Source organism: Pseudomonas sp. MDT1-85 (assembly GCF_054898065.1).
On the sequence record NZ_CM142715.1, the window covers coordinates 661,180 to 685,446 of the forward strand.

Annotated in this window: 24 protein-coding genes; 11 read left to right on the plus strand and 13 right to left on the minus strand. The window is 60.0% G+C overall.

The annotated features are described in order from the left end of the window. Positions 1–10: 10 nt before the first annotated feature. The 8 genes from hutI to mdoH all read left to right on the plus strand — a co-directional run bounded on the left by hutI (position 11) and on the right by mdoH (position 10,572). Positions 11–1,216, plus strand: coding sequence for an imidazolonepropionase (gene hutI, locus ACYZT2_RS03050; RefSeq protein ID WP_461970017.1), 1,206 nt, complete (start codon positions 11–13; stop codon positions 1,214–1,216). A gap of 10 nt (positions 1,217–1,226) precedes the next feature. Then, the gene (hutG, locus tag ACYZT2_RS03055) at positions 1,227–2,030 is read left to right on the plus strand and encodes an N-formylglutamate deformylase (protein WP_461970019.1); all 804 of its coding nucleotides are present in this window, start codon (positions 1,227–1,229) and stop codon (positions 2,028–2,030) included. 252 nt (positions 2,031–2,282) lie between these two features. Further along, complete coding sequence (locus ACYZT2_RS03060) at positions 2,283–3,230, plus strand: choline ABC transporter substrate-binding protein (protein WP_461970021.1); 948 nt, start codon at positions 2,283–2,285, stop codon at positions 3,228–3,230. Positions 3,231–3,440: 210 nt separating this feature from the next. Then, on the plus strand, positions 3,441–4,361 hold the full coding sequence (locus tag ACYZT2_RS03065) for an alpha/beta hydrolase (protein WP_461970023.1): 921 nt from the start codon (positions 3,441–3,443) through the stop codon (positions 4,359–4,361). A 115-nt stretch (positions 4,362–4,476) separates the two neighbouring features. Beyond that, positions 4,477–5,448 (plus strand): prolyl aminopeptidase, encoded by a 972-nt coding sequence (pip, locus tag ACYZT2_RS03070; RefSeq protein ID WP_008068824.1) that lies wholly within the window; start codon positions 4,477–4,479, stop codon positions 5,446–5,448. Then, complete coding sequence (gene dtd / locus ACYZT2_RS03075) at positions 5,445–5,882, plus strand: D-aminoacyl-tRNA deacylase (protein WP_461970025.1); 438 nt, start codon at positions 5,445–5,447, stop codon at positions 5,880–5,882. Before pip ends, dtd begins: the two co-directional genes overlap by 4 nt. 321 nt (positions 5,883–6,203) lie before the next feature. Beyond that, entirely contained in the window at positions 6,204–8,009 is a 1,806-nt protein-coding gene (locus tag ACYZT2_RS03080; RefSeq protein ID WP_461970027.1) for a glucan biosynthesis protein G, read from the plus strand. After that, positions 8,002–10,572: a glucans biosynthesis glucosyltransferase MdoH gene (mdoH, locus tag ACYZT2_RS03085; RefSeq protein ID WP_461970029.1), complete on the plus strand. Its 2,571-nt coding sequence runs from the start codon at positions 8,002–8,004 to the stop codon at positions 10,570–10,572. The genes ACYZT2_RS03080 and mdoH overlap by 8 nt, the downstream gene beginning before the upstream one ends. Before the next feature lie 128 nt (positions 10,573–10,700). Here the strand turns inward: mdoH and ACYZT2_RS03090 are convergent, their stop codons facing one another. From ACYZT2_RS03090 to ubiE, 10 genes are all read right to left on the minus strand, one after another. Then, on the minus strand, positions 10,701–12,617 hold the full coding sequence (locus ACYZT2_RS03090; protein WP_461970031.1) for a methyl-accepting chemotaxis protein: 1,917 nt from the start codon (positions 12,615–12,617) through the stop codon (positions 10,701–10,703). A 187-nt stretch (positions 12,618–12,804) separates the two neighbouring features. Next, positions 12,805–13,512 carry a 16S rRNA (uracil(1498)-N(3))-methyltransferase gene (locus ACYZT2_RS03095; protein WP_461970033.1) on the minus strand — a complete coding sequence of 236 codons (708 nt, stop codon included), beginning with the start codon at positions 13,510–13,512 and terminating at the stop codon, positions 12,805–12,807. Beyond that, positions 13,509–14,303: a twin-arginine translocase subunit TatC gene (gene tatC / locus ACYZT2_RS03100; protein WP_461970035.1), complete on the minus strand. Its 795-nt coding sequence runs from the start codon at positions 14,301–14,303 to the stop codon at positions 13,509–13,511. The genes ACYZT2_RS03095 and tatC overlap by 4 nt, the downstream gene beginning before the upstream one ends. Next, complete coding sequence (gene tatB, locus ACYZT2_RS03105; protein WP_461970037.1) at positions 14,300–14,725, minus strand: Sec-independent protein translocase protein TatB; 426 nt, start codon at positions 14,723–14,725, stop codon at positions 14,300–14,302. The genes tatC and tatB overlap by 4 nt, the downstream gene beginning before the upstream one ends. 10 nt (positions 14,726–14,735) lie before the next feature. Next, the gene (locus ACYZT2_RS03110) at positions 14,736–15,014 is read right to left on the minus strand and encodes a twin-arginine translocase TatA/TatE family subunit (protein WP_461970039.1); all 279 of its coding nucleotides are present in this window, start codon (positions 15,012–15,014) and stop codon (positions 14,736–14,738) included. 25 nt (positions 15,015–15,039) lie between these two features. Beyond that, positions 15,040–15,372: a phosphoribosyl-ATP diphosphatase gene (locus ACYZT2_RS03115; protein WP_007899279.1), complete on the minus strand. Its 333-nt coding sequence runs from the start codon at positions 15,370–15,372 to the stop codon at positions 15,040–15,042. After that, complete coding sequence (gene hisI / locus ACYZT2_RS03120) at positions 15,365–15,766, minus strand: phosphoribosyl-AMP cyclohydrolase (protein ID WP_007899278.1); 402 nt, start codon at positions 15,764–15,766, stop codon at positions 15,365–15,367. The genes ACYZT2_RS03115 and hisI overlap by 8 nt, the downstream gene beginning before the upstream one ends. Positions 15,767–15,856: 90 nt before the next feature. Then, a complete protein-coding gene (ubiB, locus tag ACYZT2_RS03125) occupies positions 15,857–17,461 on the minus strand; it encodes a ubiquinone biosynthesis regulatory protein kinase UbiB (protein WP_461970043.1) in 1,605 nt (534 codons plus the stop codon). Continuing rightward, positions 17,458–18,081 (minus strand): ubiquinone biosynthesis accessory factor UbiJ, encoded by a 624-nt coding sequence (locus tag ACYZT2_RS03130; protein ID WP_461970045.1) that lies wholly within the window; start codon positions 18,079–18,081, stop codon positions 17,458–17,460. The genes ubiB and ACYZT2_RS03130 overlap by 4 nt, the downstream gene beginning before the upstream one ends. Continuing rightward, the gene (ubiE, locus tag ACYZT2_RS03135; protein ID WP_461970047.1) at positions 18,081–18,851 is read right to left on the minus strand and encodes a bifunctional demethylmenaquinone methyltransferase/2-methoxy-6-polyprenyl-1,4-benzoquinol methylase UbiE; all 771 of its coding nucleotides are present in this window, start codon (positions 18,849–18,851) and stop codon (positions 18,081–18,083) included. The genes ACYZT2_RS03130 and ubiE overlap by 1 nt, the downstream gene beginning before the upstream one ends. Positions 18,852–19,004: 153 nt before the next feature. On the opposite strand from ubiE, the gene ACYZT2_RS03140 reads away from it, so the two are divergent. The 3 genes from ACYZT2_RS03140 to ACYZT2_RS03150 all read left to right on the plus strand — a co-directional run bounded on the left by ACYZT2_RS03140 (position 19,005) and on the right by ACYZT2_RS03150 (position 20,722). Then, the gene (locus ACYZT2_RS03140; RefSeq protein WP_461970049.1) at positions 19,005–19,280 is read left to right on the plus strand and encodes a polyhydroxyalkanoic acid system family protein; all 276 of its coding nucleotides are present in this window, start codon (positions 19,005–19,007) and stop codon (positions 19,278–19,280) included. Between the two features lie 247 nt (positions 19,281–19,527). Then, positions 19,528–19,950, plus strand: coding sequence for a phasin family protein (locus ACYZT2_RS03145; protein WP_253546992.1), 423 nt, complete (start codon positions 19,528–19,530; stop codon positions 19,948–19,950). A gap of 10 nt (positions 19,951–19,960) precedes the next feature. Next, positions 19,961–20,722: a phasin family protein gene (locus ACYZT2_RS03150; protein ID WP_461970051.1), complete on the plus strand. Its 762-nt coding sequence runs from the start codon at positions 19,961–19,963 to the stop codon at positions 20,720–20,722. A 178-nt stretch (positions 20,723–20,900) separates the two neighbouring features. On the opposite strand, the gene ACYZT2_RS03155 is transcribed toward ACYZT2_RS03150, so the two are convergent. The 3 genes from ACYZT2_RS03155 to phaZ all read right to left on the minus strand — a co-directional run bounded on the left by ACYZT2_RS03155 (position 20,901) and on the right by phaZ (position 24,247). After that, positions 20,901–21,521, minus strand: a complete 621-nt coding sequence (locus ACYZT2_RS03155; RefSeq protein ID WP_461970053.1) for a TetR/AcrR family transcriptional regulator — start codon at positions 21,519–21,521, stop codon at positions 20,901–20,903. 59 nt (positions 21,522–21,580) lie between these two features. Continuing rightward, a complete protein-coding gene (gene phaC, locus ACYZT2_RS03160) occupies positions 21,581–23,263 on the minus strand; it encodes a class II poly(R)-hydroxyalkanoic acid synthase (protein ID WP_461970055.1) in 1,683 nt (560 codons plus the stop codon). Positions 23,264–23,392: 129 nt separating this feature from the next. Then, positions 23,393–24,247: a poly(3-hydroxyalkanoate) depolymerase gene (gene phaZ / locus ACYZT2_RS03165; RefSeq protein ID WP_030129227.1), complete on the minus strand. Its 855-nt coding sequence runs from the start codon at positions 24,245–24,247 to the stop codon at positions 23,393–23,395. Positions 24,248–24,267 lie beyond the last annotated feature (20 nt).

The window sequence follows — 24,267 nt, forward strand, 5'->3', positions numbered from 1 at the left end:
GAGGCCACGGATGAAAACTCTCTGGCAACACTGCCACGTCGCAACCATGGCGCAAGGCGCCTACTCGATCATCGAGGATGCGGCCATCGTGACGTCAGGAGCGCACATTGAGTGGATCGGCCCACGCGCTGAACTGCCGTCGGGCGAGTACCCGGCAGTCAATGATCTTAAAGGGGCCTGGGTGACGCCGGGCCTGATCGACTGCCACACCCACACGGTGTTCGGCGGTAACCGCAGCGGTGAATTCGAGCAGCGTCTGCAAGGCGTCAGCTATGCAGAAATCGCAGCGGCCGGTGGCGGCATCGCCAGCACCGTGCGCGCCACTCGCGCGGCCACTGAAGACGAGCTGTTCGTCAGCGCCGCCAAGCGTCTGAAGAGCCTGATGCGCGACGGCGTGACCACGGTCGAAATGAAATCCGGCTACGGCCTCGACCTGGCCAGCGAACGCAAAATCCTGCGGGTCATCCGCCGTCTCGGCGCCGAGCTGCCGGTCAGCGTGCGCAGCACCTGCCTGGCCGCCCACGCCTTGCCGCCGGAGTACGCAGACCGCGCGGACGCTTACATCGACCACATCTGCAACGAAATGCTCCCGGCCCTGGCGACCGAAGGGCTGGTGGATGCGGTGGACGCTTTCTGCGAATACCTGGCGTTTTCGCCGGCGCAAGTCGAGCGGGTTTTCATCGCCGCGCAGAACCTTGGCTTGCCGGTGAAACTGCATGCCGAGCAATTGTCATCGCTGCACGGTTCGAGCCTGGCGGCGCGTTACCACGCACTGTCTGCCGATCATCTGGAATTCATGACCGAAGACGACGCCATCGCCATGGCCGAGTCCGGCACCGTCGCGGTATTGCTGCCCGGCGCGTTCTACTTCCTGCGGGAAACCCAGTTGCCGCCGATGGAAGCCCTGCGCAAACACGGCGTAAAAATCGCCATCGCCAGCGATCTCAATCCCGGCACTTCGCCGGCGCTGTCGTTGCGCTTGATGCTGAACATGGCCTGCACCTGTTTCCGCATGACCCCGGAAGAGGCCTTGGCGGGCGCAACGATTCATGCCGCCACCGCGCTGGGCATGGCCCAGACTCACGGTTCGCTGGAAGCCGGCAAAGTCGCAGATTTCGTCGCCTGGCAAATCGATCGTCCGGCCGACCTGTCGTACTGGCTGGGCGGTGACCTGGAAAAACGCGTCGTGCGTCACGGCGTTGAAGTGAGCATTTAGGAGAACAGTTGTGGATAAGGTTCTGAACTTCAAACAAGGTCGCGCACCGCTGCTGATCAGCATGCCCCACGCCGGCCTGCGCCTGACCCCAGCAGTCGAAGCCGGATTGATTCCCGACGCGAAAAGCCTGCCGGACACCGACTGGCACATCCCAAGGCTTTACGAATTCGCCGCCGAGCTGGGCGCCAGCACCCTGGCAGCCGAGTACTCGCGGTTTGTCATCGACCTGAACCGACCGTCCGACGACAAGCCTTTATATGTCGGCGCCACCACCGGTCTGTACCCGGCGACGCTATTCGACGGTATTCCATTGTTCCGCGAAGGGCTGGAGCCATCGGCCGCAGAACGAGCGACTTATCTGGAGCACATCTGGACGCCGTACCACCGCACCCTGCAGGAGGAACTGGCGCGACTGAAAGCCGAATTCGGCTACGCGCTGCTATTCGATGCGCACTCGATCCGCTCGATAATCCCGCACCTGTTTGACGGCAAGCTGCCGGACTTCAACCTCGGCACCTTCAACGGCGCCAGTTGCGATCCACAATTGGCCAGCCAATTGGAAGCCATCTGCGCGCGACACGGCGATTACAGTCATGTGCTGAACGGTCGCTTCAAGGGCGGGCACATCACCCGGCATTACGGCAATCCGGCCGAAAACATCCATGCCGTGCAACTGGAGTTGGGTCAGTGCACCTACATGGAAGAGTTCGAGCCGTTCCGCTATCGCCCGGACTTGGCGGTGCCGACGCAAGTGGTGCTCAGGGAATTGCTGCAAGGGCTGCTGGCGTGGGGCGAGAAACACTACAGCGCATAACCCTGTGGGAGCGAGCCTGCTCGCGATGAGGTCATAGCATTCAATATCTATGTTGACTGTTACACCGCAATCGCGAGCAGGCTCGCTCCCACCGTTCGGGGTTCTTCTCGATACCTTTCTGGAACAGTCGCCACCGTGCAAAACACGGTCGCTACAGTTCGCTTTTACCCTCTCGACGCTGCGTAATGTTCCGGACACGGTGCACAAAGACACCGGCCCGACAATAATCCGCTGCCGCACGAGATCCTCCCAATGAAAAGACTGTTCACCCGCTGTCTCTCTATCCTCTGCGGCACTGCTCTTCTGAGCACCAGCGTTCTGGCCAATGACGACGCTTCCTGCAAGGCCGTACGCATGGGCGTGGTCAACTGGACCGACGTGATCGCCACCAGTGGCGTGGCCGATGTGCTGCTCAACGGCCTCGGCTACGAAAGCAAGCAAACCAGCGCCGTGCAGCAAATCATCTTCGCCGGCATTCGCGACAAACGCCTCGACATCTTCCTCGGTTACTGGAAACCGGCGATGGACAAAAACATCGCGCCATTTGTGGCCGCCAATCAGGTGAAGGTTATGGACAAACCGAGCCTGGCCGATGCTCAGGCAACGCTCGCCGTACCTGAGTACGTCGCCGAAGCGGGCCTGAAAACCTTCGCCGACATCGCCAGATTCAAGGATCAGCTCGGCGGCAAGATCTACGGCATCGAGCCGGGCAGCGGCGCCAACACCACGATCAAAACCATGATCGAGACCAATCACTTTGGCTTGAAGGACTTCAAGCTGATCGAGTCCGGTGAAGCCGGGATGCTCGCCGCCGTGCAGCGGGCGGTGAATCGCAAGGAGTTCGTGGTGTTCGTCGGCTGGACCCCGCATCCGATGAACATCAACATGAACATCGCCTACCTGACCGGCAGCGAAGACGTCTACGGGCCGAACGAAGGTGCGGCGACCGTTTCCACCGTGACCGCGCCGGACTATGCCGAACGCTGCCCGAACGTGAACCGCTTGCTGGAAAACCTGACTTTTACCGCCGCTCAGGAAAGCCAGTTGATGGTACCGATCATGGAGCGCAAGACGCCCCAGGATGTCGCCAGGCAATGGCTGCGTGATCATCCCGAAGATCTTCAACGCTGGCTGGCGGGTGTCAGCAGTTTTGATGGCAAGGAGGGTGTGGCAACCGTTCAGGCCAGTTTGAAAAACTGACTGGTCGAGCGGGATCACTGTGGCGAGGGGGACGCAGAACCTGTAGGAGCGAGGCTTGCCCGCGAAGAACGATGACGCGTAATACCTGAAAAACCGTGGCGCATTCTTCGCGGGCAAGCCACTCTCCCACAGGATTTCCGTCGTTCTTGACTTGCCGGCAAGTCCCCTTGCCACAGACCCCCATTCCATTATTTGGCTGACTGCAGGCTCATGGCTCCTTATCCACTCTCCGAACACATGGCGGCTTTCGTCGAGAAAACCCTCAGCTTCAACAGCACCGACAGTAGCCTCACCGCTTTGCGTCAGGCCTACAGCGAGATGAGTCGGGCGTTTACCCCGCCATGTCCCGCAGGGCTTGAGGTGGTCGATTTCGAGTTGGCAGGCGTGGCCGTACGCTCCTGGCAACCGCCGGTCACGCCGCCGACCAACGGTTGGCCGTGCATTGTGTACCTGCACGGCGGCGGTTGGGTGGTGGGGGATCTGGATTCCCACGCCTTCATCTGCGCTGAATTGGCGTTGGTGCTCGGCGTGTTGGTAATCGCCGTCGATTATCGGCTGGCACCGGAGCATCCGTTTCCGGCGGCGTTCGATGATTGCCTGAGTGTCTGGCGCGCGTTGCGCACAGGACCGTTTCAGCTCGACCCTGCGCGGACACTGGTGGCAGGCGACAGCGCTGGCGGCAATCTCGCCGCTGCGTTGTGCCTCGCTTTGCGCGATGCCGACGAGCCAATGCCCTGCGCGCAGGTTCTGATCTATCCGGGACTGGGCGGCGATCACCGATTGCCGTCACGCAGCGAATGCGCCGATGCGCCACTGCTCAGCAGCAGCGATCTGGATTGTTATCACGCGTTGTATTTAGGCGGTACCAGGCAACCGAGCGCCTATGCGATGCCCTTGCTCACCGACGATTTGAGCGGTCTGCCTCGGGCATTGATCGCCGTGGCGCAGTTCGACCCGCTGCGCGATGACGGCGTGCTTTACTCCGGGCGACTCAACGCAGCAGGCGTGAGCGCAACGCTTTATTACGGGGAGGGACTGGTTCACGGCTGTTTACGGGCGAGGGGGCAGGTCGCCGAGGTCGACCGACTCTATGAAACCCTGCTCGGCTATTTGGCTGAGAAGACGGGCTGACAAACGCTGACGCTCCAAGGGGCATGCTCATTGAAGTAATTCGGGTTTATGATGCCGGACGGCAGAATAATAGAAGTCCCCCCAGGGATGACCTCGACCCCTTACGGAGCGCGCAATGCAGACTTTGTACCCGCAGATCAAACCCCACGCCCGGCACGATCTGGCCGTCGATAAAACCCACACGCTGTACGTCGACGAAAGCGGTTCGCCGGAAGGTTTGCCGGTGGTGTTCATCCACGGCGGCCCCGGCGCCGGATGTGATGCCCAGAGCCGCCGGTATTTTGATCCGAACCTGTATCGCATTGTCACCTTCGACCAGCGCGGTTGCGGTCGCTCCACGCCCCACGCCAGCCTGGAAAACAACACCACCTGGGATCTGGTCGCCGACCTCGAGCGGATTCGCAAACACCTGGGCATCGACAAATGGGTGCTGTTCGGCGGCTCCTGGGGTTCGACCCTGGCCCTGGCCTACGCGCAAACCCATCCGGAGCGCGTGCACGGTTTGATTCTGCGCGGGATTTTTCTTTGCCGTCCCCAGGAAATCGAGTGGTTCTACCAGTGTGGCGCCAGTCGTCTGTTTCCTGATTACTGGCAGGACTACATCGCGCCGATCCCGCAGGACGAACGTCACGACTTGCTCTCGGCGTTCCATAAACGCCTGGTCGGCAACGATCAGATCGCCCAAATGCATGCGGCCAAAGCCTGGTCCATGTGGGAAGGACGCACCGCGACCCTGCGGCCAAATCCGCTGGTGGTCGACCGTTTCTCCGAGCCTCAGCGTGCGTTGTCCATCGCCCGTATCGAGTGCCACTACTTCACCAACAATGCTTTCCTCGAGCCGAACCAACTGATTCGTGACATGGCCAAGATCGCCCACCTGCCCGGCGTTATCGTCCATGGTCGCTATGACGTGATCTGTCCGTTGGACAACGCCTGGGAACTGCATCAGGCGTGGCCGAACAGCGAATTGCAGGTGATTCGCGACGCCGGCCATGCGGCGTCCGAAACAGGTATCACCGATGCCTTGGTACGCGCCGCTGATCTGATGGCCCGTCGTATGCTCGACTTGTCGCCTGACGAAGCATGAAAGGCCTGCTGCAACGCGTGCGTGGCGCGCGAGTCGAGGTTGCGGGGGAGGTGGTTGGCGCGATCGATCAGGGGTTGCTGGTGTTGGTCGCAGTCGAGCCCGGCGATACTCGGGCCAGCGCCGACAAACTTCTGCATAAACTGCTTAACTATCGAGTATTCAGTGACGCCGAGGGCAAGATGAATCTGTCCCTGGCGGACGTAGGCGGCGGGTTGCTGTTGGTCTCGCAGTTCACCTTGGCCGCCGACACCAAAAACGGGTTGCGCCCCAGTTTTTCGACTGCGGCTCCTCCGGATTTGGGTGAGGAGCTGTTCGACTATCTAACAGGCAAAGCGAAACAGATGCATGGCACTGTGGCATCAGGTAGATTCGGCGCGGATATGCAGGTGCACCTGGTCAATGATGGCCCGGTAACCTTCCTGTTACAGACGTGAAAGCGCTTGAAACATCTTTTTAAGGGCATTTCGGCTGAAAACAGAGGCTTTTCCCGATAAATACTTGGTTCCACCTGATGCGTTGTAACGCGGCCTACTAGATAATCGCGCGCTACGGGGATCAGCGTTCGTTGGTCCGTTTTGACTTAGGTAGAGACTTGTCCGGTACCTGTTGGGGAATCATTTTGCCCCATAGGAGTCGGAACAATGCTCGCCAACTTGGCAAGAGTGGTTCGCAGGGTCGGTTTTTTTCCACCGCTCACCGTGCTGGCACTTTAACTGGCCGTTGGTTTTTTGATCTGTTTTCGGCGAGGGTTGCTCGTGATTGTTAGTCCCTGTAATGCACCAAAATTGTCTGCCAAACGGTTTCGAAGCGCTCTGGTAGCAGGCTCTGCACTGCTCTGCCTGTTCAGCGCCGGCCAACTTTGGGCATTCAATCTGGATGACGTATCGGTCAAGGCAAAAGAGCTGGCCGGGCAAAAGTACGAAGCCCCGCGCAGTAACCTGCCGAATGAATTTCGCGAGATGAAATTCGCGGACTATCAAAAAATTCGGTTCCTCACGGAAAAAGCCGAATGGGCGAACCAGAAAACCCCCTTCAAGCTTTCGTTCTATCACCAGGGCATGCACTTCGATACGCCGGTGAAAATCAACGAAATCACGGCCAACACCGTCGAAGAGATCAAATACGACCCAAGTCGTTTCGATTTCGGCGACGTGAAGTTCGATCCTAAAGCCACCGAACAGCTGGGTTATGCCGGTTTCCGTGTGCTGTACCCGATCAACAAGGCCGACAAGCAAGACGAAATCATGACCATGCTCGGCGCGAGCTACTTCCGCGTCATCGGCAAGGGGCAGACCTACGGGCTCTCCGCTCGCGGCATGGCCATTGATACCGCGTTGCCATCCGGCGAAGAGTTCCCGCGCTTCACCGAGTTCTGGATCCAACAGCCGAAGCCGGGCGACAAGCACCTGGTGATCTTCGCCCTGCTGGATTCGCCGCGTGCCACCGGTGCCTATCGCCTGACCGTGCGTCCGGGCAGCGACACGGTCGTCGACGTCAAGGCCAGGATGTTCCTGCGTGACAAGGTCACCAAACTCGGCGTTGCGCCGCTGACCAGCATGTTCCTGTTCGGCGCCAACCAGCCGTCGAAAGTGCTGAACTACCGTCGCGAACTGCACGATTCCAGCGGCCTGTCGATCCATGCCGGCAACGGCGAATGGATCTGGCGCCCACTGAACAATCCGAAACACTTATCCGTGAGCAACTTCTCGATCGAGAACCCGCGCGGTTTCGGCTTGCTGCAACGTGGCCGTGACTTCAGTCACTACGAAGACCTCGATGACCGCTACGACAAGCGCCCAAGTGCCTGGATCGAACCCAAAGGCGATTGGGGTAAAGGCTCCGTCGATCTGGTAGAGATTCCTACGGCCGACGAAACCAACGACAATATCGTCGCTTTCTGGAGCCCGGAAAAACTGCCTGAGCCTGGCCAGTCCCTGGACGTTGCCTACCGCATGCACTGGACCCTCGACGAAGCCTCCTTGCATTCGCCGGACAGCGCCTGGGTTCAACAGACCCTGCGTTCCACGGGTGACGTCAAGCAGTCGAACCTGATTCGTCAGCCGGACGGCAGCGTGGCCTATCTGGTGGATTTCGAAGGCCCGTCCCTGCAAGTCCTGCCGGAAGATGCTGAAGTGCGCAGCCAGGTGAGTGTTGGCGACAACGCAGAACTGGTCGAGAACAGCGTCCGTTACAACCCTGAAACCAAGGGCTGGCGCCTGACTTTGCGGATGAAGATCAAGGATCCGAGCAAGGCCACCGAAATGCGGGCTGCGCTGGTCAAGCACATCTCGCCTGCCGAGGCGCTCAAGACCGCGGCGCCAGCGTCCAGTTCTTCCGTTGCCAAGGCCGACAAGATCGCCGCCCGCCAGCAGGAGAAGAAGGACAAGCAGGTTGAAGCACACGCCCAGGCCCAGCAAGTCAAGGATACCAAGGAAAACAAGGACAACAATGACGCCAAGCAGCCTGTCGCTGCCGAAGCGGCCCCAGCCACAACGGAATCGGCACCGACTGAACAAGTCCTGACCGAGACCTGGAGCTATCAGTTGCCCGCCGATGAGTAATTCACACGTACAGCCACAAACGCTTGCCGAGTACCTGGCGCATTTGCCGATGAGCGACAAGCAGCGCGCGGAACTCGCGGGCTGCAAGTCTTTCAGTGAACTGCACGAACGTCTGTCGTCCTCGACGTTCGACGCGCCGACCGAGGCTGCTCAAGCCTCGGTCGGCCGGCGCCTGACCCTGAACTCCGCCGAAGAACTGGCGGATGCGCAAATGCTGGTGCTCGACGCCAGTGGTCGGGTTTGCCTCAAGGCAACCCCGCCAATCCGCCGGACCAAAGTCGTGCCCGAGCCGTGGCGCACCAACATTCTGGTGCGTGGCTGGCGTCGGCTGACCGGTCGCACCAATCCGCCGGCCCCGCCCAAAGATGAGAACGTGCTGCCGGCGGCTCGCTGGCGCACCGTCGGTTCGATTCGCCGTTACATTCTGCTGGTGCTGATGCTCGGTCAGACAATCGTCGCCGGCTGGTACATGAAAGGCATCATGCCGTACCAGGGCTGGTCGTTCGTCGATCTTGAAGAAGTCCTGCATCAACCTCTGACCCAAACTGCCACGCAAGTGCTGCCATATGCCTTGCAAACCAGCATTCTGATTATGTTCGGGATTCTGTTTTGCTGGGTCTCGGCGGGCTTCTGGACCGCGCTGATGGGCTTCCTCGAGTTGATCACCGGCCGTGACAAGTACCGCATTTCCGGCGCCAGCGCCGGCAACGAGCCGATCGCCAAGGACGCACGCACCGCACTGGTAATGCCGATCTGCAACGAAGACGTGCCGCGGGTGTTCGCCGGTTTGCGGGCGACCTTCGAATCGGTTGCGGCCTCGGGTAACCTGGATCGCTTCGACTTTTTCGTACTCAGCGACAGTAACGACGCCGACATCTGCGTTGCCGAGCAGCAGGCCTGGCTGGACGTCTGCCGTGAAGGCAAAGGCTTCGGCAAGATCTTCTATCGTCGTCGCCGCCGCCGCGTAAAACGTAAAAGCGGCAACCTCGACGACTTCTGCCGTCGTTGGGGCGGTGACTACAAGTACATGGTCGTGCTCGACGCCGACAGCGTGATGAGCGGTGAATGCCTGAGCAGTCTGGTGCGCCTGATGGAAGCCACGCCGGACGCCGGGATCATCCAGACCGCGCCGCGTGCGTCGGGCATGGATACCCTTTATGCGCGTATGCAGCAGTTCGCAACCCGTGTGTACGGTCCGCTGTTCACCGCAGGTCTGCACTTCTGGCAGTTGGGCGAATCCCACTACTGGGGTCACAACGCGATTATCCGCATGAAGCCGTTCATCGAGCACTGCGCCCTGGCGCCGTTGCCCGGTAAAGGCGCGTTTGCCGGTGCGATTCTGTCCCACGACTTCGTCGAAGCTGCGCTGATGCGCCGTGCCGGCTGGGGCGTATGGATTGCCTACGACTTGCCGGGCAGTTACGAAGAACTGCCACCGAACCTCCTGGACGAACTCAAGCGCGACCGTCGCTGGTGCCACGGCAACCTGATGAACTTCCGGCTGTTCCTGGTCAAGGGCATGCACCCAGTGCACCGTGCGGTGTTCCTGACCGGCGTGATGTCGTACCTGTCTGCGCCGTTGTGGTTCTTGTTCCTGGTGTTGTCGACGGCCTTGCTTGCGGTCAACACGTTGATGGAGCCGCAATACTTCCTGGAACCGCGTCAGCTCTATCCACTGTGGCCGCAATGGCAGCCGGACAAGGCAATTGCGTTGTTCTCGACGACCATTGTGCTGCTGTTCCTGCCGAAACTGCTGAGCATCATCCTGATCTGGGCCAAGGGCGCGAAAGAGTTCGGTGGCAAGTTCAAGGTGACGCTGTCGATGCTGCTGGAGATGTTGTTCTCCATGCTGCTGGCGCCGGTGCGGATGATTTTCCACACCCGTTTCGTACTTGCCGCGTTTCTCGGCTGGGCTGCGACCTGGAACTCGCCGCAACGTGACGACGACTCCACGCCATGGAGTGAAGCGGTCAAACGCCACGGTCCGCAAACCTTGCTGGGCTTTTTCTGGGCGCTGTTGGTGATCTGGCTGAACCCGAGCTTCCTCTGGTGGCTGGTGCCGATTGTCGGTTCGCTGATGCTGTCGATCCCGGTATCGGTGATCTCGAGTCGTGTCGGTCTGGGCCTCAAGTCCCGTGACGAAAGCCTGTTCCTGATTCCTGAGGAATATTCTCCGCCACAGGAGTTGCTGGCGACCGATCAGTACACCCACGAAAACCGTTGGCATGCACTGAACGACGGCTTCGTCCGGTCGGTGGTCGATCCTCAGCAGAACGCTTTGGCGTGTGCGCTGGCGACGTCCCGTCACCGTCAGGCCGAGCCGATCGAATGGCTTCGCATCGAGCGGGTTCGCCATGCGATGAAGGTCGGGCCTGCCGGGCTGACCAATGACGAGCGCGTGGCCCTGCTGAGTGATCCGGTGGCACTGGGTCGCTTGCATGAGCAAGTCTGGAACGAAGGCCACGCCGAGTGGCTGCAAGCCTGGCGCACATCGGTGGATGCCGATCCCCATGCGCCGCTATTGCCCCTCAAGCCTGTGAGCGTGCAGCCTCAGTTGGCATAACGAAAAGCCCCGCTTGCGGAAGGAAACGGGGCGCTTCTAAAAGATCGCAGCCTTCGGCAGCTCCTACAGGTGTACACATAACCCTGTAGGAGCTGCCGAAGGCTGCGATCTTTTCGTTTTACGCGGTGTTAAACCTTGAATCGCCCCACCAGCATCTGCAAATGCGTCCCCAACCGCGCCAGCTCGACGCTGGAGGCCGCGGTCTCTTCACTGGCGGCCGAGGTCTGCTCGGACACATTACGCACGTTCAGCACGCTACGGTTGATCTCTTCAGCCACCGCGCTCTGTTGCTCGGCAGCGGCGGCGATCTGCTGATTCATCGACTGGATTGCCGACACGGTGCGGGTGATGCTTTCCAGCGAGCTGCCGGCGCGGCGGGTCAGTTCGACGCTGCTGTCGGTCAGGCTGCGGCTGTTGTCCATGATGGTCGCGACTTGCTGAGTGCCGGTTTGCAGGCCGACGATCAGCTCTTCGATTTCTTCGGTGGACTTCTGGGTACGCTGGGCCAGGCTGCGGACTTCGTCAGCGACCACGGCAAAACCGCGCCCGGCTTCACCGGCGCGGGCGGCTTCGATGGCGGCGTTAAGCGCCAGCAGGTTGGTTTGCTGGGCCACGGATTTGATCACGTCGAGCACGCTGCCGATCTTGTCGCTTTCGCGTTTCAGGTCGCCCATGGCGGCGGTGGAGTTGCCGACTTCGACGGCCAGGCGCTCGATCTGGGCGATGGCTTCGCCGACCACTCGGTCACCCTCGCGGGCCTGTTGGTCGGCGGCGACGGCAGCTTCGGAGGCTTCTTCGGCGTTGCGCGCGACTTCCTGCACGGTGGCAGTCATTTCGTGCATGGCGGTGGCCACCTGATCGGTCTCGACCTTCTGGCTGTTGACCCCGGCGCTGGTTTGCTCGGTGACGGCGGACAGCTCTTCAGCGGCGCTGGCGATTTGGGTCACGCCATCGCTGATGCCGCCGATCAATTCCCGCAAGCCCAGGGTCATGCTCTGCATGGCGCGTTGTAGCTGACCCAGTTCGTCCTGGCGTTCGGAAGTCAGGTTGTGAGTCAGATCGCCCGCGGCGACACGCTCGGCCACTTTGAGGGTCTGGCTCAAAGGAATGACGATCTGGCGAGTGATGGCCCAAGCCGCGAACAAACCAAAGGCCGACGCCAGGACGGTGGCCATCAGCAGCAGGTTTTTGGCGTGTGCCGCATCGGTGTCACGCACGACGGTTTGCGAGGCGGTGAGCTTTTTGCTGACGTCGAGCAGAATGTCGCCTTGCGTGCCCATGCGTTTGAGGGCGGCAGCGCTGGCGACCTGGGAGTCGCGGAACTGGCTGACGGCCGCGCGATAGGCTTTGAGTGAGTCGGTCGCCTGTTGCAGGTTGGCGATGTGTTGTTCCGGCAGTTGAGACGGCAGGCTTTCGAGGTTTTTCAGAGCGTTGCCGATGGCGTCCAGCGCAGGCTGTTCGGCCTCGGGTTTGCCGCTGTAGGTGTAACCGCGGACCTGGAAACGCGCTTGCTGGATCAGCTTGCTCAGGTCGATCACGCTGTTGAACTGAGCGACGCTGTCGCCTTGCAACAAGGATTTTTCGACTTCAGCGACACGGGCCACGGCATTATCGGCGGTGGCGCCCAGTTTGCTGCGAGCGTCTTCGCGAGAGGCGGTGGCCTGTGTCATGTCGGCGAAGGCGCGTTTGTACTCGCTGATGGCGGCCAATTGCTGGTCGATCATCGCCACGTCGGCAGGCTGTTCGATCAGCGTGCGGGCGGTTTTCAGGCCGGTATCGAGTTGGCCGATCAGTTCGTTGACGGCGCCCGGGCCTTGTTCGCCACGGCGCGTGTCGTAATCCAGGCGGGCGAGGCGCAGGTCTTTGGTCAGCTCATTGAGGCTGGAAATAAACCCAAGCGTATCGCCACGGCTGATCACACCGCTCAGGCCTGTCCAGCCGGTGAAGGTGATCAACAAGGTCAGAAGCAGCACCAGACCGAAGCCGATACCCAGTTTGCGATTGACGCTTACGTTTCCCAGTTTCTCGGCTAGCCATCGGTACATGCTGCAACTCCCCTAGGACCTAATCGGTTTTATGGGAACTGTATCGGCCGGCAAACGGCATTCTGTAGGCGCCAAGGTACGATCCCGTAGGAGCTGCCGAAGGCTGCGATCTTTTGATCTTGATTCTAAAAATCAAAAGATCGCAGCCTTCGGCAGCTCCTACATGGGGAGGTGTGATCCGGAAGGGTTAAAACAAACGAGAGAGCAGCGCAGTGACGGCGGTTTCGACCCGCAGGATGCGGTCGCCGAGTTGCACCGGTTGCAGGCCGGCCTTGCCCAGCAAATCGATTTCGTAGGGAATCCAGCCGCCTTCGGGGCCGATGGCCAGGGTCACGGGTTCGTCCAGGCCACGAGGGCAGGGCGGGTAGTTACCGGGATGGCCGACCAGGCCTAAGGTGCCTTCGGTAATGGCCGGCAGACGGTCTTCGACAAAGGGCTTGAAGCGCTTCTCGATGACGACCTCCGGCAGGACGCTGTCCCGGGCCTGTTCAAGACCCAGGATCAACTGCTCGCGAATCGCCTCGGGTTCCAGGAACGGGGTTTGCCAGAAGCTCTTCTCGACGCGATAGCTGTTCACCAGCACGATGCGCGGCACACCCATGGCCGCCACGGTCTGAAACACCCGGCGGAGCATTTTCGGTCGCGGCAGGGCCAGCACCAACGTCAGTGGCAGCTTGGCCGGTGGCGGCTGGTCGAGGGTGACGCGCAACTCGGCTTCATCGGCGTCCAGGCGCAGCACCTCGGCTGTGCCCATCAGTCCACCAATACGCCCGACGCGCATGCTGTCGCCGACCACCGAGCGATGGACTTCCTGCATATGAGTCAACCGGCGATCGCGCAGGATCACCCGGTCGGCCGCAATGAAGTCGGCCTCTTCGAGGAGCAGCAGGTTCACGCTTGGGTCGCTGGCGGCTGGTCGTTGTGATCGTCAGCCGGCTGGTCGTCCGGATGCTCGCCGCGCTTGTTGATCAGGCTGCCGAACAGGATGCCGATCTCGAACAGCAGCCACATCGGTACGGCCAACAAGGTCTGCGAGAAGATGTCCGGCGGCGTCAGGATCATGCCGACCACGAAGCAGCCGATGATCACATACGGACGAATCTTCTTCAGGTAGGCGACGTTGACCACGCCGATCCATACCAGCAGCACCACGGCCACCGGAATCTCGAACGCCACGCCGAAGGCGAAGAACAGCGTCATGACGAAATCGAGGTAGCTGCTGATGTCGGTCATCATCTCCACGCCGGCCGGGGTGGCGGCGGCGAAGAATTTGAAGATCAGCGGGAACACCAGGTAATAGGCGAACGCCATGCCGGCGTAGAAGAGCATGATGCTCGATACCAGTAAGGGCACGGCGATGCGTTTTTCATGCTTGTACAGGCCCGGTGCGATAAAGCCCCAGATCTGATGCAGGATCACCGGGATCGCCAGGAACAGCGAGACCATCATGGTCAGTTTCAGCGGCGTCAGGAACGGTGACGACACGTCGGTGGCGATCATTGTCGCACCGGCCGGCAGATACTGGCGTAGCGGCGTGGAGACGAAGGTGTAGATCTGCTGGGTGAAGGCGAACAGCCCGGCAAAAATGATGAACACCGCCACGACACAACGCAGCAGGCGAGTGCGCAACTCGGTGAGGTGCGAAACCAGCGGCATGTGCTGGTCGTTTTCCGGAAGTTCGCTCATGGGGCTCGCGGCGGCAATGTTGGATCGTGAGGGGCTGGCGCAACAGGCGTAGCCGCAGGAGGAGCAGGTTCTACTGGAGTAGCAGGTTCAGCCGTTGCAACCATCGGCATAGCCTCAGCCACCGGCGCATGAATAGTCTGCGTCGCGACAGGTTCCACCGGCGTCGGCTCCTGTTGAGTTGGCGTGAAGATCTTCCGCGCCTCCTGCTCCAGGGACAGAATGTGCTCGTTGTGCAGTTGCCGGCGGATCTCGTCGGCACCGATTTCACGTTCAACTTCCTGTTTGATCGCGTTGAAGCTGCGCTTCAGCCGCCCGACCCACAGGCCAGCGGTGCGTGCAGCACCCGGCAGACGCTCGGGGCCCAGCACCAGCAGGGCCACGAGGCCGACGAGCAGCAGTTCAGGGAAGCTGATACCAAACATTAGTCAGTGCTCACACGTCTTTGCGGATCGGCTCTTCGACTTTTTGCGCCTGCACGTCGATGGTGTGCGGCGGGTTCACGGACTGTGTGGCCTGTGGCTGAACAGGTGGCACCGGTTGGGCCGGGGTCACCGTCGGATCGGCCGGTTTCTCGTCGTCGTTCATGGCTTTACGAAAGCCCTTGATCGACTCGCCCACGTCAGTGCCGAGGTTCTTCAGCTTCTTGGTGCCGAACACCAGCACCACGACAACCAGGATGACGACCCAGTGTTTCCAGTCAAAAATGCCCATGTTGCTGCTCCTCTCTAATAGTTGTTCAGGCGGACGGACGCGAGGCTTTCTCGGCGTGTCCGGACAGACCGAAGCGACGGTCCAGTTCATCGAGTACAGCCTGTGGATGCTGCCCTAACTGGGCGAGCATGACCATGCTGTGGAACCACAAATCGGCGGTCTCGTAGATCACATCGCTACAGTCACCGCTGATGGCGGCATCCTTGGCGGCAATGATGGTTTCGACCGACTCTTCGCCGACTTTTTCCAGAATCTTGTTCAAGCCCTTGTGGTACAGACTGGCGACATACGAGCTGTCGGCAGCGGCGCCTTTGCGCTCTTCGAGTACCTGGGCCAGACGGGTCAGAGTGTCACTCATGTGTGTGTCCTGCGGAGTAGATAGCGTGCGGGTCTTTCAGCACCGGGTCGACGGTTTTCCAGTCGCCGTTCTCGAAGACGCGGTAAAAGCAGCTCTGACGGCCGGTATGGCAGGCGATGTCGCCGATCTGCTCAACCATCAGGATGATCACGTCGGCATCACAGTCCAGGCGCATCTCATGCAGGGTCTGCACGTGGCCGGACTCTTCGCCCTTGCGCCACAGTTTGCCACGGGAACGTGACCAGTAAATGGCGCGGTTCTCGGCAGCGGTCAGTTCCAGCGCTTCACGGTTCATCCAGGCCATCATCAGGACGCGTCCGGTCTTGTGATCCTGGGCAATTGCCGGCACGAGGCCATCGGCGTCCCACTTGATCTCGTCCAGCCAGTTTTTCATCTTCGACTCCGACAGCGGGCCCTACTTCAATAGTTGAGGCCGACGTTCAATTCAGCGTTCAAACAGTGTGCCAGCCGATCACCCGGCTGGCTATCGGCGAACGACCAGATACAAACCGACCGCCACCATGATTGCGGCGGGCCAATGCCCCAGTTCGTTCAACGGACCACCGGCGGCGAGTATCGTGCCTCCGGCCAAATGAGCGGTGCCGAGCAACCGCAGGAACCAGTCGTCCTTGCGCTTGTGCCAAGGGGGCGGTGGGTCGTTGGCGTGGGGCTGGGACATGCGCTCGAGCAGGTCGCGGGCCATGTTGGCCAGATGCGGGATCTGCTCGAACTGGCTCTGCACGTTGCCTAATAAGGCTTTGGGGCTGACGCGCTCGCGCATCCAGCGTTCGAGGAACGGTTGGGCTGTGTTCCATAGATCGAGGTCCGGGTACAGCTGACGGCCCAGGCCTTCGATGTTCAACAGGGTTTTTTGCAGCAACACCAACTGCGGTTGCACTTCCATGTTGAAGCGTCGAGCGGTCTGGAACAGGCGCATCAGCACCTGGCCGAACGAAATATCTTTTAACGGTTTTTCGAAGATCGGCTCGCACACGGTACGGATCGCTGCTTCGAATTCGTTGAGTTTGGTTTCCGCCGGCACCCAGCCCGAATCGATGTGCAACTGCGCGACACGCCGATAATCACGCTTGAAGAACGCGAACAGGTTGCGCGCCAGATAGTCCTGGTCTTCCGGGGTCAGGCTGCCGACGATGCCGCAGTCGATCGCGATGTACTGCGGGCTCCACGGTTGCACGGTGCTGACGAAGATGTTGCCGGGGTGCATGTCGGCGTGGAAGAAGCTGTCGCGGAACACCTGGGTGAAGAAGATCTCCACGCCACGCTCGGCGAGCATTTTCATGTCGGTGCGCTGGTCGGCCAGGGTCGCGAGGTCGGTGACCTGAATCCCGTAGATACGCTCCATCACCAGCACTTTCGGCCGGCACCAGTCCCAATAGACTTGCGGCACATAGAGCAGCGGCGAGCCCTCGAAGTTGCGCTTCAGCTGGCTGGCGTTAGCCGCCTCGCGCAGCAGGTCGAGTTCGTCGTAGATGGTTTTTTCGTAGTCGCTGACCACGTCCACCGGGTGCAGCAAGCGAGCGTCGGCCGAGAGCTTTTCGGCGGCGCGGGCGAGGATGAACAGCCATGCCAGGTCTTGGGCAATGATCGGTTTGAGACCCGGGCGGATCACTTTGACGACGACTTCTTCACCGGTTTTCAACTGCGCGGCATGCACTTGCGCCACCGAGGCCGAGGCCAGCGGTTCAACGTCGAAACGGCTGAAGACTTCGCTGATTTTTTTGCCAAGCTGCTCTTCGATCAGCCGGATCGACACTTGCGAGTCGAACGGCGGCACGCGGTCCTGCAGCTTCATCAGTTCATCGGCGATGTCTTCGGGCAGCAAGTCGCGGCGCGTCGAAAGGATCTGGCCGAACTTGATGAAAATCGGTCCAAGGTCTTGAAACGCCAGGCGCAATCGCGCGCCACGGCTCAGGCCCAGCGTCTTGCGCGGGAACCAGCGCCACGGCAAGGCATAGCGCAGCGCCAGCAGAAACCAGGGTAGCGGCAGGGCGAACAGCAGGTCATCGAGGCGGTAGCGGATCACGACGCGCTGGATGCGCAACAAACGGCGGACGGCAAGCAGCTTCATGCGTTATCGCTTGGGTCGAGGGATCGGGAAAGGCGCTCGAAACGCGCCTCGAGACGTTCCAGATCGAGCTTGATCTGGTCCAGTTCATTAAAACGGGCATCAGCTTCGCGCTGACCGACGAGGGCGCGCGATTCTTCGGCCAGGTACTCGCCAAGATTCTGGTTCAGGCTGGCGAACCCTTGCTGATACCAGCGTGCGCGAGTGCGTAGATGACCGCCGACCAGTTGCGTGGCCACAGGTCCCAGCACGCGTGCGAGTTCGTACTCCCAGTCCAGTTCGAGGTCCTGAAGGATCGCCGCCAGTTCCAGCAGCACGCCACTGTCGCCGTCGAGTTCGACTTGCGGGGCATGCAGAACCGCAGTCTTGTCCTTGCTCGTCGCCAGTTTCAGCAGGCTTGAGGCCGGTGCGCGCAAGGTGCAATCGGCACCGGTCTCCCACTGGGAGGCGAGCATCAGGCCTTCATCGCTGGGCAAAATGAACAGTTGCAACGCCGGGCTGCGACAGTCGACGGCAATCACCTTGCCACTCAAATGCGCCAGCCGCGGCAGCGCCGTGCTGTCGAGACGCAGCACCCGGTTCAGGCCGAGCTCAACGCTGGCAAGCAGGCCGGCCAGCCACATCAGGGCTTGATGCCACGGTGCAGGGCGACGATGCCTGCGGTCATGTTGTGGTAGGTCACGCGGTCGAAACCGGCCTCGACCATCATCGACTTCAGGGTTTCCTGATTTGGGTGCATGCGGATCGATTCGGCCAGGTAGCGATAGCTTTCCGAGTCGTTGGTGATCAGCTTGCCCATCAGCGGCATGAAGGCGAACGAGTAGGCGTCGTAGGCTTTGGACATCAGCGCGTTGGTTGGCTTGGAGAACTCCAGTACCAGCAAACGGCCGCCCGGTTTCAGCACGCGCAGCATCGAGCGCAGGGCGTCTTCTTTGTGCGTGACGTTGCGCAGGCCGAAGGCGATGGTGACGCAATCGAAATGGTTGTCCGGGAACGGCAGCTTTTCAGCGTCGGCCTGGACGAATTCGACGTTGCCGGACACACCCAGATCCAGCAGGCGGTCACGACCGACCTTGAGCATGGATTCGTTGATGTCGGCCAACACTACCTGACCAGTCGGTCCCACAAGGTGCGAGAACTTGCGGGTCAGGTCGCCAGTGCCGCCGGCGATGTCCAGCACGCGGTTACCGGTACGCACGCCCGACAGCTCGATCGCGAAACGCTTCCACAGACGGTGCATGCCGCCCGACAGGAGGTCGTTCATCAGGTCATACCTGGCGGCTACCGAGTGGAAAACCTCAGCGACTTTTTCCGCTTTCTGGCTTTCCGGAACGTTTTTGAAGCCGAAGTGAGTGGTGGGTTCGGCATCGCTGCCTTTGCGCTGATCAGTCATATCGCTGTCACCAAAAGAGAATGCGGGACATTCTAATCCCGGTGGCCTGCTTTGTCTTGGCAAGGCTGAAGGTAAGATAGGCAATCACCGGGACGTTTTGACGCAGTAACGGTCAAGATCTTCAGGAAGTATTCATAAAGCAGGAGTCATTCGATGGCCCGTATTAGTGTTGAGCGTACCCACGGCCTGGGTAAGGAAGCGGCCCGCGAGAAAGCCGACAAGCTGGCGCAGAAACTGTCCGAACAATATGGCCTGGAACCGCAGTGGTCCGGCGACACCCTGAATCTCAGACGCTCGGGTGTAAAAGGGGCCGTGTATGTGGGTGAGGACTCGATCAAGGTCGATGTCGAACTGGGCCTGTTGATGTCCGCCATGAGCGGCACCATCAAATCGGAAATCGAAAGGGCCCTCGATAAAGCACTGACCTGATCCACTTCCTTCTGTGAAATGCGGTCCCTGTGGGAGCGAGCCTGCTCGCGAAAGCGGTCTTTCAGTCGACATCAATGTTGAATGTGCCTGCCTCTTCGCGAGCAGGCTCGCTCCCACATTTGTTTGTGGTGTGCCCAAAAGTTTATGTTGCTTGTTAGGGTGCCGTTTCTAATTATTCTCACTACTTTGTGCCTGCGCCCGACTTTTTGTGGGCAGTTCCTCGACCCTTCTGCGCGTGAGGTGCACCATGGCCAAAGTTATTTTGAAGAAAAAAGTCGACGTTGAGACTAACGCCCTGGGCGACGTCAAATCGTATGCCCGCAAGATCTGGCTGGCTGGTCTGGGTGCTTACACCAGGGTCGGCCAAGAGGGTGGCGAGTACGTTCAAGAGTTGATCAAGGCTGGTCAAGCTGTTGAAAATAAAGGTAAAAAAGTTATCGATGAGAAGCTCGAAGCGGCCAATGCCGAAATCGATGAAGCCAAGAGTGAAGTGAGCACTTTCAAAGGCAAAGTCGAACTTCAACTCGACAAAGTCGAAAGGGCTTTCGATACACGTATCGCAAGTGCCTTGAATCGTATCGGCATTCCGTCTAAACATGACGTTGAGACACTCTCTGCTAAGCTCGATGAGCTGACGGCATTGCTCGAACGTGTCGCGCGTAAATCTTAAGGAGAACGGGATGGCTGGTAAAAAGAATACTGAAAAAGAAGGCAGCTCGTGGATCGGGAAGGTCGAAGACTACTCCCGCAAGATCTGGCTGGCTGGTTTAGGCGTGTACTCGAAGATTGACACTGACGGCAGCAAACTCTTCGATACATTGGTTAAGGACGGCGAGAAAGCCGAGAAGCTCACCAAGAGCGCTGTCGGCAAAAAAGTCGATGCTGCCAAGGACTCCGCTTCGTCGGCCAAGTCGCGCATCAGCGGCGTGAAAGATCGCGCACTGGGCAAATGGGATGAGCTGGAAGGGGCTTTCGACAAGCGTCTGAACAGCGCCATTTCGCGCCTGGGTGTACCGAGCCGCAATGAGGTCAAGGCACTGCATAGCAAGGTCGATACCCTGACCAAGCAAATCGAAAAACTCACCGGTGCCAAGGTTGCGCCTGTTGCGGCGAAAACCGCGGCGGCCAAACCAGCGGCCAAAAGCGTAGCCAAACCATTGGCCAAGGCTGCTGCTAAACCGGCAACCAAAACTGCCGCGGCAAAACCTGCAGCCAAAGCGGCCGCAAAACCTGCAGCTAAAACCGCAGCGGCCAAACCCGCCGCAGCGAAGAAGCCAGCGGCGAAAAAGCCGGCAGCCCCGAAAGCGGCTGCACCGAAACCAGCAGCGGCTGCCGCCAAACCGGCAACCCCGGTCAGCACGGCGAACTCCGCCGCTGCGCCGACCCCTGCTGTAACCCAGACTGCCGCGCCGGCTCCGTCGACGCCAACCAGTCAGTCCTGATTTTCAGGGCTCAAAAAAACGCCCGACCCTGCAAAGGTCGGGCGTTTTTGTTTGCGCACGGTTCTAGAACACGCCGTAGTTTCAATGTGGGAGCGGGCTTGCTCGCGAAAGCGGTTCATCATTCAACATTGATGTCGACTGACACACCGCTTTCGCGAGCAAGCCCGCTCCCACATTTCTATTCGTGTTCTTCCAGATATTGGAGCGCCAACCGCTCGGTCGCAACCTTGATCGGCGGTAGCAAATGCGGCGCCACCAGCATCATGATCTGATAAACCACCAGTCGCACTTCACCTTCACGGTCGAGAATTCGCTGATAGTCCAGCGAGAACAGCAACGTCATGGTGATTTGTTCCACTAGCTGCCCCAGTGCCTGGGTGTCACTGACCAACTGACCTTGAGCTTTCAACTGTGCCAGCAATGAAGCCAGTGTGCGCTTCAACGCGTTGAGCAGGTTGCGTATCCCTTTGGCCAGTTTCGGCAGGCGGCCGGCAAGGTTCGACAGGTCCTGGAACAGAAACCGGTAATGGGCCAGGCGTTCGATGATCAGGTGCAGGAACAGCCAGTAATCTTCGGGCGCCAGTTCCACATCGGACGGTGGATCGAGCAAGGGCGTCAACTCGGCCTGGAAGCGCTCGAACAACCCGAGGATCAGCGGTTCCTTGCCATGGAAGTGGTAATAGAGATTACCCGGGCTGATGCCCATTTCATTGGCCACTTCCATGGTGGACACGTTCGGTTCGCCCTTCTGATTGAACAACTGCAGGGCACATTCGAGAATCCGGTCGCGGGTTTTCATCCAGTCTTCTTAATGGTCGAGTCATGCCACGGCCATTGGCGGCCGTGGTTCGTTGAACGTCAGCGCACGCGCACGTAAGTACCGGGTGCCGCCTCCATCGGTGGATAGTTCTGGTTGCCGAGGGCCATCTGGGTTTCGCGTTGCGCGCCGGAGCGTTCCTGAATCCAGCCCAGCCATTGCGTCCACCAACTACCGTCGACGCGCTTGGCGTCGTAATACCAGGCCCGCGGGTCGCTGCTCAGTTTCGGATTCTCGACGTAGTTGGCTTTCGGATTGTGGGGCGGGTTGAGAATGCTCTGCACATGACCGCTATTGGACAGCACAAAACGCCGCTCGCCACCCAGCAGCAATGTCGAGCGATACACCGCATCCCACGGGGTGATGTGATCATTCATGCCCGCCACGCTGAAACTGTCGACGGTGACTTTCTGCAGGTCGATCGGCGTGCCGCACACCTCCAGCCCACCAGGATGACTCAGCGGGTTGTGCTTGAAGAAGTCCAGCAGGTCGCCATGAAACGCCGCCGGCAGGCGCGTGTTGTCATTGTTCCAGTAGAGGATGTCGAACGCCGGCGGCTCCTTGCCCATCAGGTAGTTATTGACGAAGTAATTCCAGATCAAATCGTTGGGACGCATCCAGGCAAACACCCTGGCCATGTCACGACCTTCCAGAACGCCCTTCTGATACGAGCGGCGCTTGGCCGCTTCCAGCGTCTGTTCGTCGGCGAAGAGGGTGGCTGGGCTGTCTATCTGGCTGTCGAGCATGCTGACCAGGTAGGTCGCGCTGGACACCCGTCGTAGCTGCCGCTTGGCCTGCAGATGCCCTTGTAGCGCAGCGATGGTCAGCCCGCCGGCACAGGCCCCCATCAGGTTGACCTCGCGAGCGCCGGTGATCGCCCGGCACACATTCATCGCTTCTTCGACGGCTTCGACGTAAGACGACAACCCCCATTCGCGATGACGCACATCGGGATTGCGCCAGCTGATAACGAAGGTCTGCAAGCCGTTTTTAAGGGCGAACTGCACGAAACTGTTATTGGGGCTCAAGTCGAAAATGTAGTACTTGTTGATCTGTGGCGGCACGATCAGCAACGGCTTTGAATACTGCTTTTCGCTCATCGGCTTGTACTGGATCAGCTCCAGCAGCTCATTGCGAAACACCACGGAGCCGGTAGTGGTGGCAACCGTTTTGCCCACCTCGAACGATTGCTTGGTGACCTGTCTGGGCAGGCCGTCGTTGTGCAGGAGGTCGTCGAGCAAATGGCCGATACCCCGAACCAGACTGTTGCCGCCGGAGTTGAAAAATTCCTTGATCGCCAGCGGATTGAGCAGAGTGTTGGACGGCGCCACGGCGTCGTTGATCAAGGCGAAGGCGAAGTGGGCGCGGGCACGATCGTCCGGGCTCATGTTGCTCTCGTCGATCCAGCTTTTGACTTCTTTCTGCCAGCTCAGATAGGCCTGCAGGCTGCGGCGATAAAAAGGATTGAGGCTCCACGTCGGGTCGGCAAAGCGACTGTCCTGCGGGTTGGTCGGGTGCAAGGTTTCACCCAACAATACGCGGCCCAACTGGCCGCCCAGCTTCAAGGCATGCCGGGCCGTATACACCGGGTTGCGCAGGCCGTGGGTGGCCAGGCTGCGCAAGGTCGAAAGCAGGTCCCGGCCGCGCAGACCGGTAACCGCACTTTGTGCATTGATGAATGCAGCGGGAGTGGGCAAAGAGCCCTTCGCTGGTTTGTCGCGCATGAGTCAACACTCCTTCGTCATCAGGCCAAAAACAAACACCCCGAAACAGAACACCATAGACGTTGTTGCGGGTTGTTGCGCGGCACGGCCTCCTGCCGACTCCTTTTCATAAACAAAAGTCGGGATCGGTTAACCCCCCGATGGCGCCGGATGTGGATGCATTACTGCGCGCTGACGTTCCTCCTCAAGGAACTTCATGATGATCGGTGCCACCGCTTCGGCCCGGGTAATCAAAAACAGATGGCCGTCGTCGATGATATGCAATTGGGCATTGGGAATTCGCCAAGCCAGCATGCGCATGTTGATCAGCGGGATCAGTGGATCGTCGTCGCCGGCCAGCACCAGGGTCGGTTGGTTGATCTTGTGCAGCCAGTGAATGCTGGTCCAGCCGAGGCCGGCGAACAGTTGCCAGTAATAACCGAGTTTGCCTGCCGAGCGGACCCTGGCGGCGTGACTGGCAGCCAGGGTCGGATCGCGACGGAACGAGCCGCCATAAATCATCGGTGCGATGCGGATCACATGGGATGGCTGGATGTAGCGCCTGGGGCTTGCCATCATCCACAGCACTTTCGGCTTGCCCGGAACCATCACGGCGCCGGCCGCCGTGGCCGCCAGCACCAGCTTCTTGCAGCGCTCGGGATAGTCATGGGCGAACTGCTGCGCCAGGGCGCCACCCCACGAAACGCCAATCACGTTGACTTGCCCGTAATCGAGATAGTCGAGCATTCGCGCCGTGAGTTTCGCCAGGCCCGAAAAGCGATACGGGCGGTTGGGAGTCGATGAACCGCCGACGCCGGGTACGTCGAAGGCGATGACTTCCAGGTCCGGATCCAGAGCCTGGACGAACGGAAATATCAGCTCCAGGTTGGCGCCGATGCCGTTGAAAATCAGCAAGGGCGTCAAGTGAGGCTTGCCGGGGCGTACCGCGGTGCGGAGGGTCTGGCCATCCAGGTTGACGGTACGAAAGACGAACGGTTGCGGCATGCACAGAGCCCTGTAGTTTT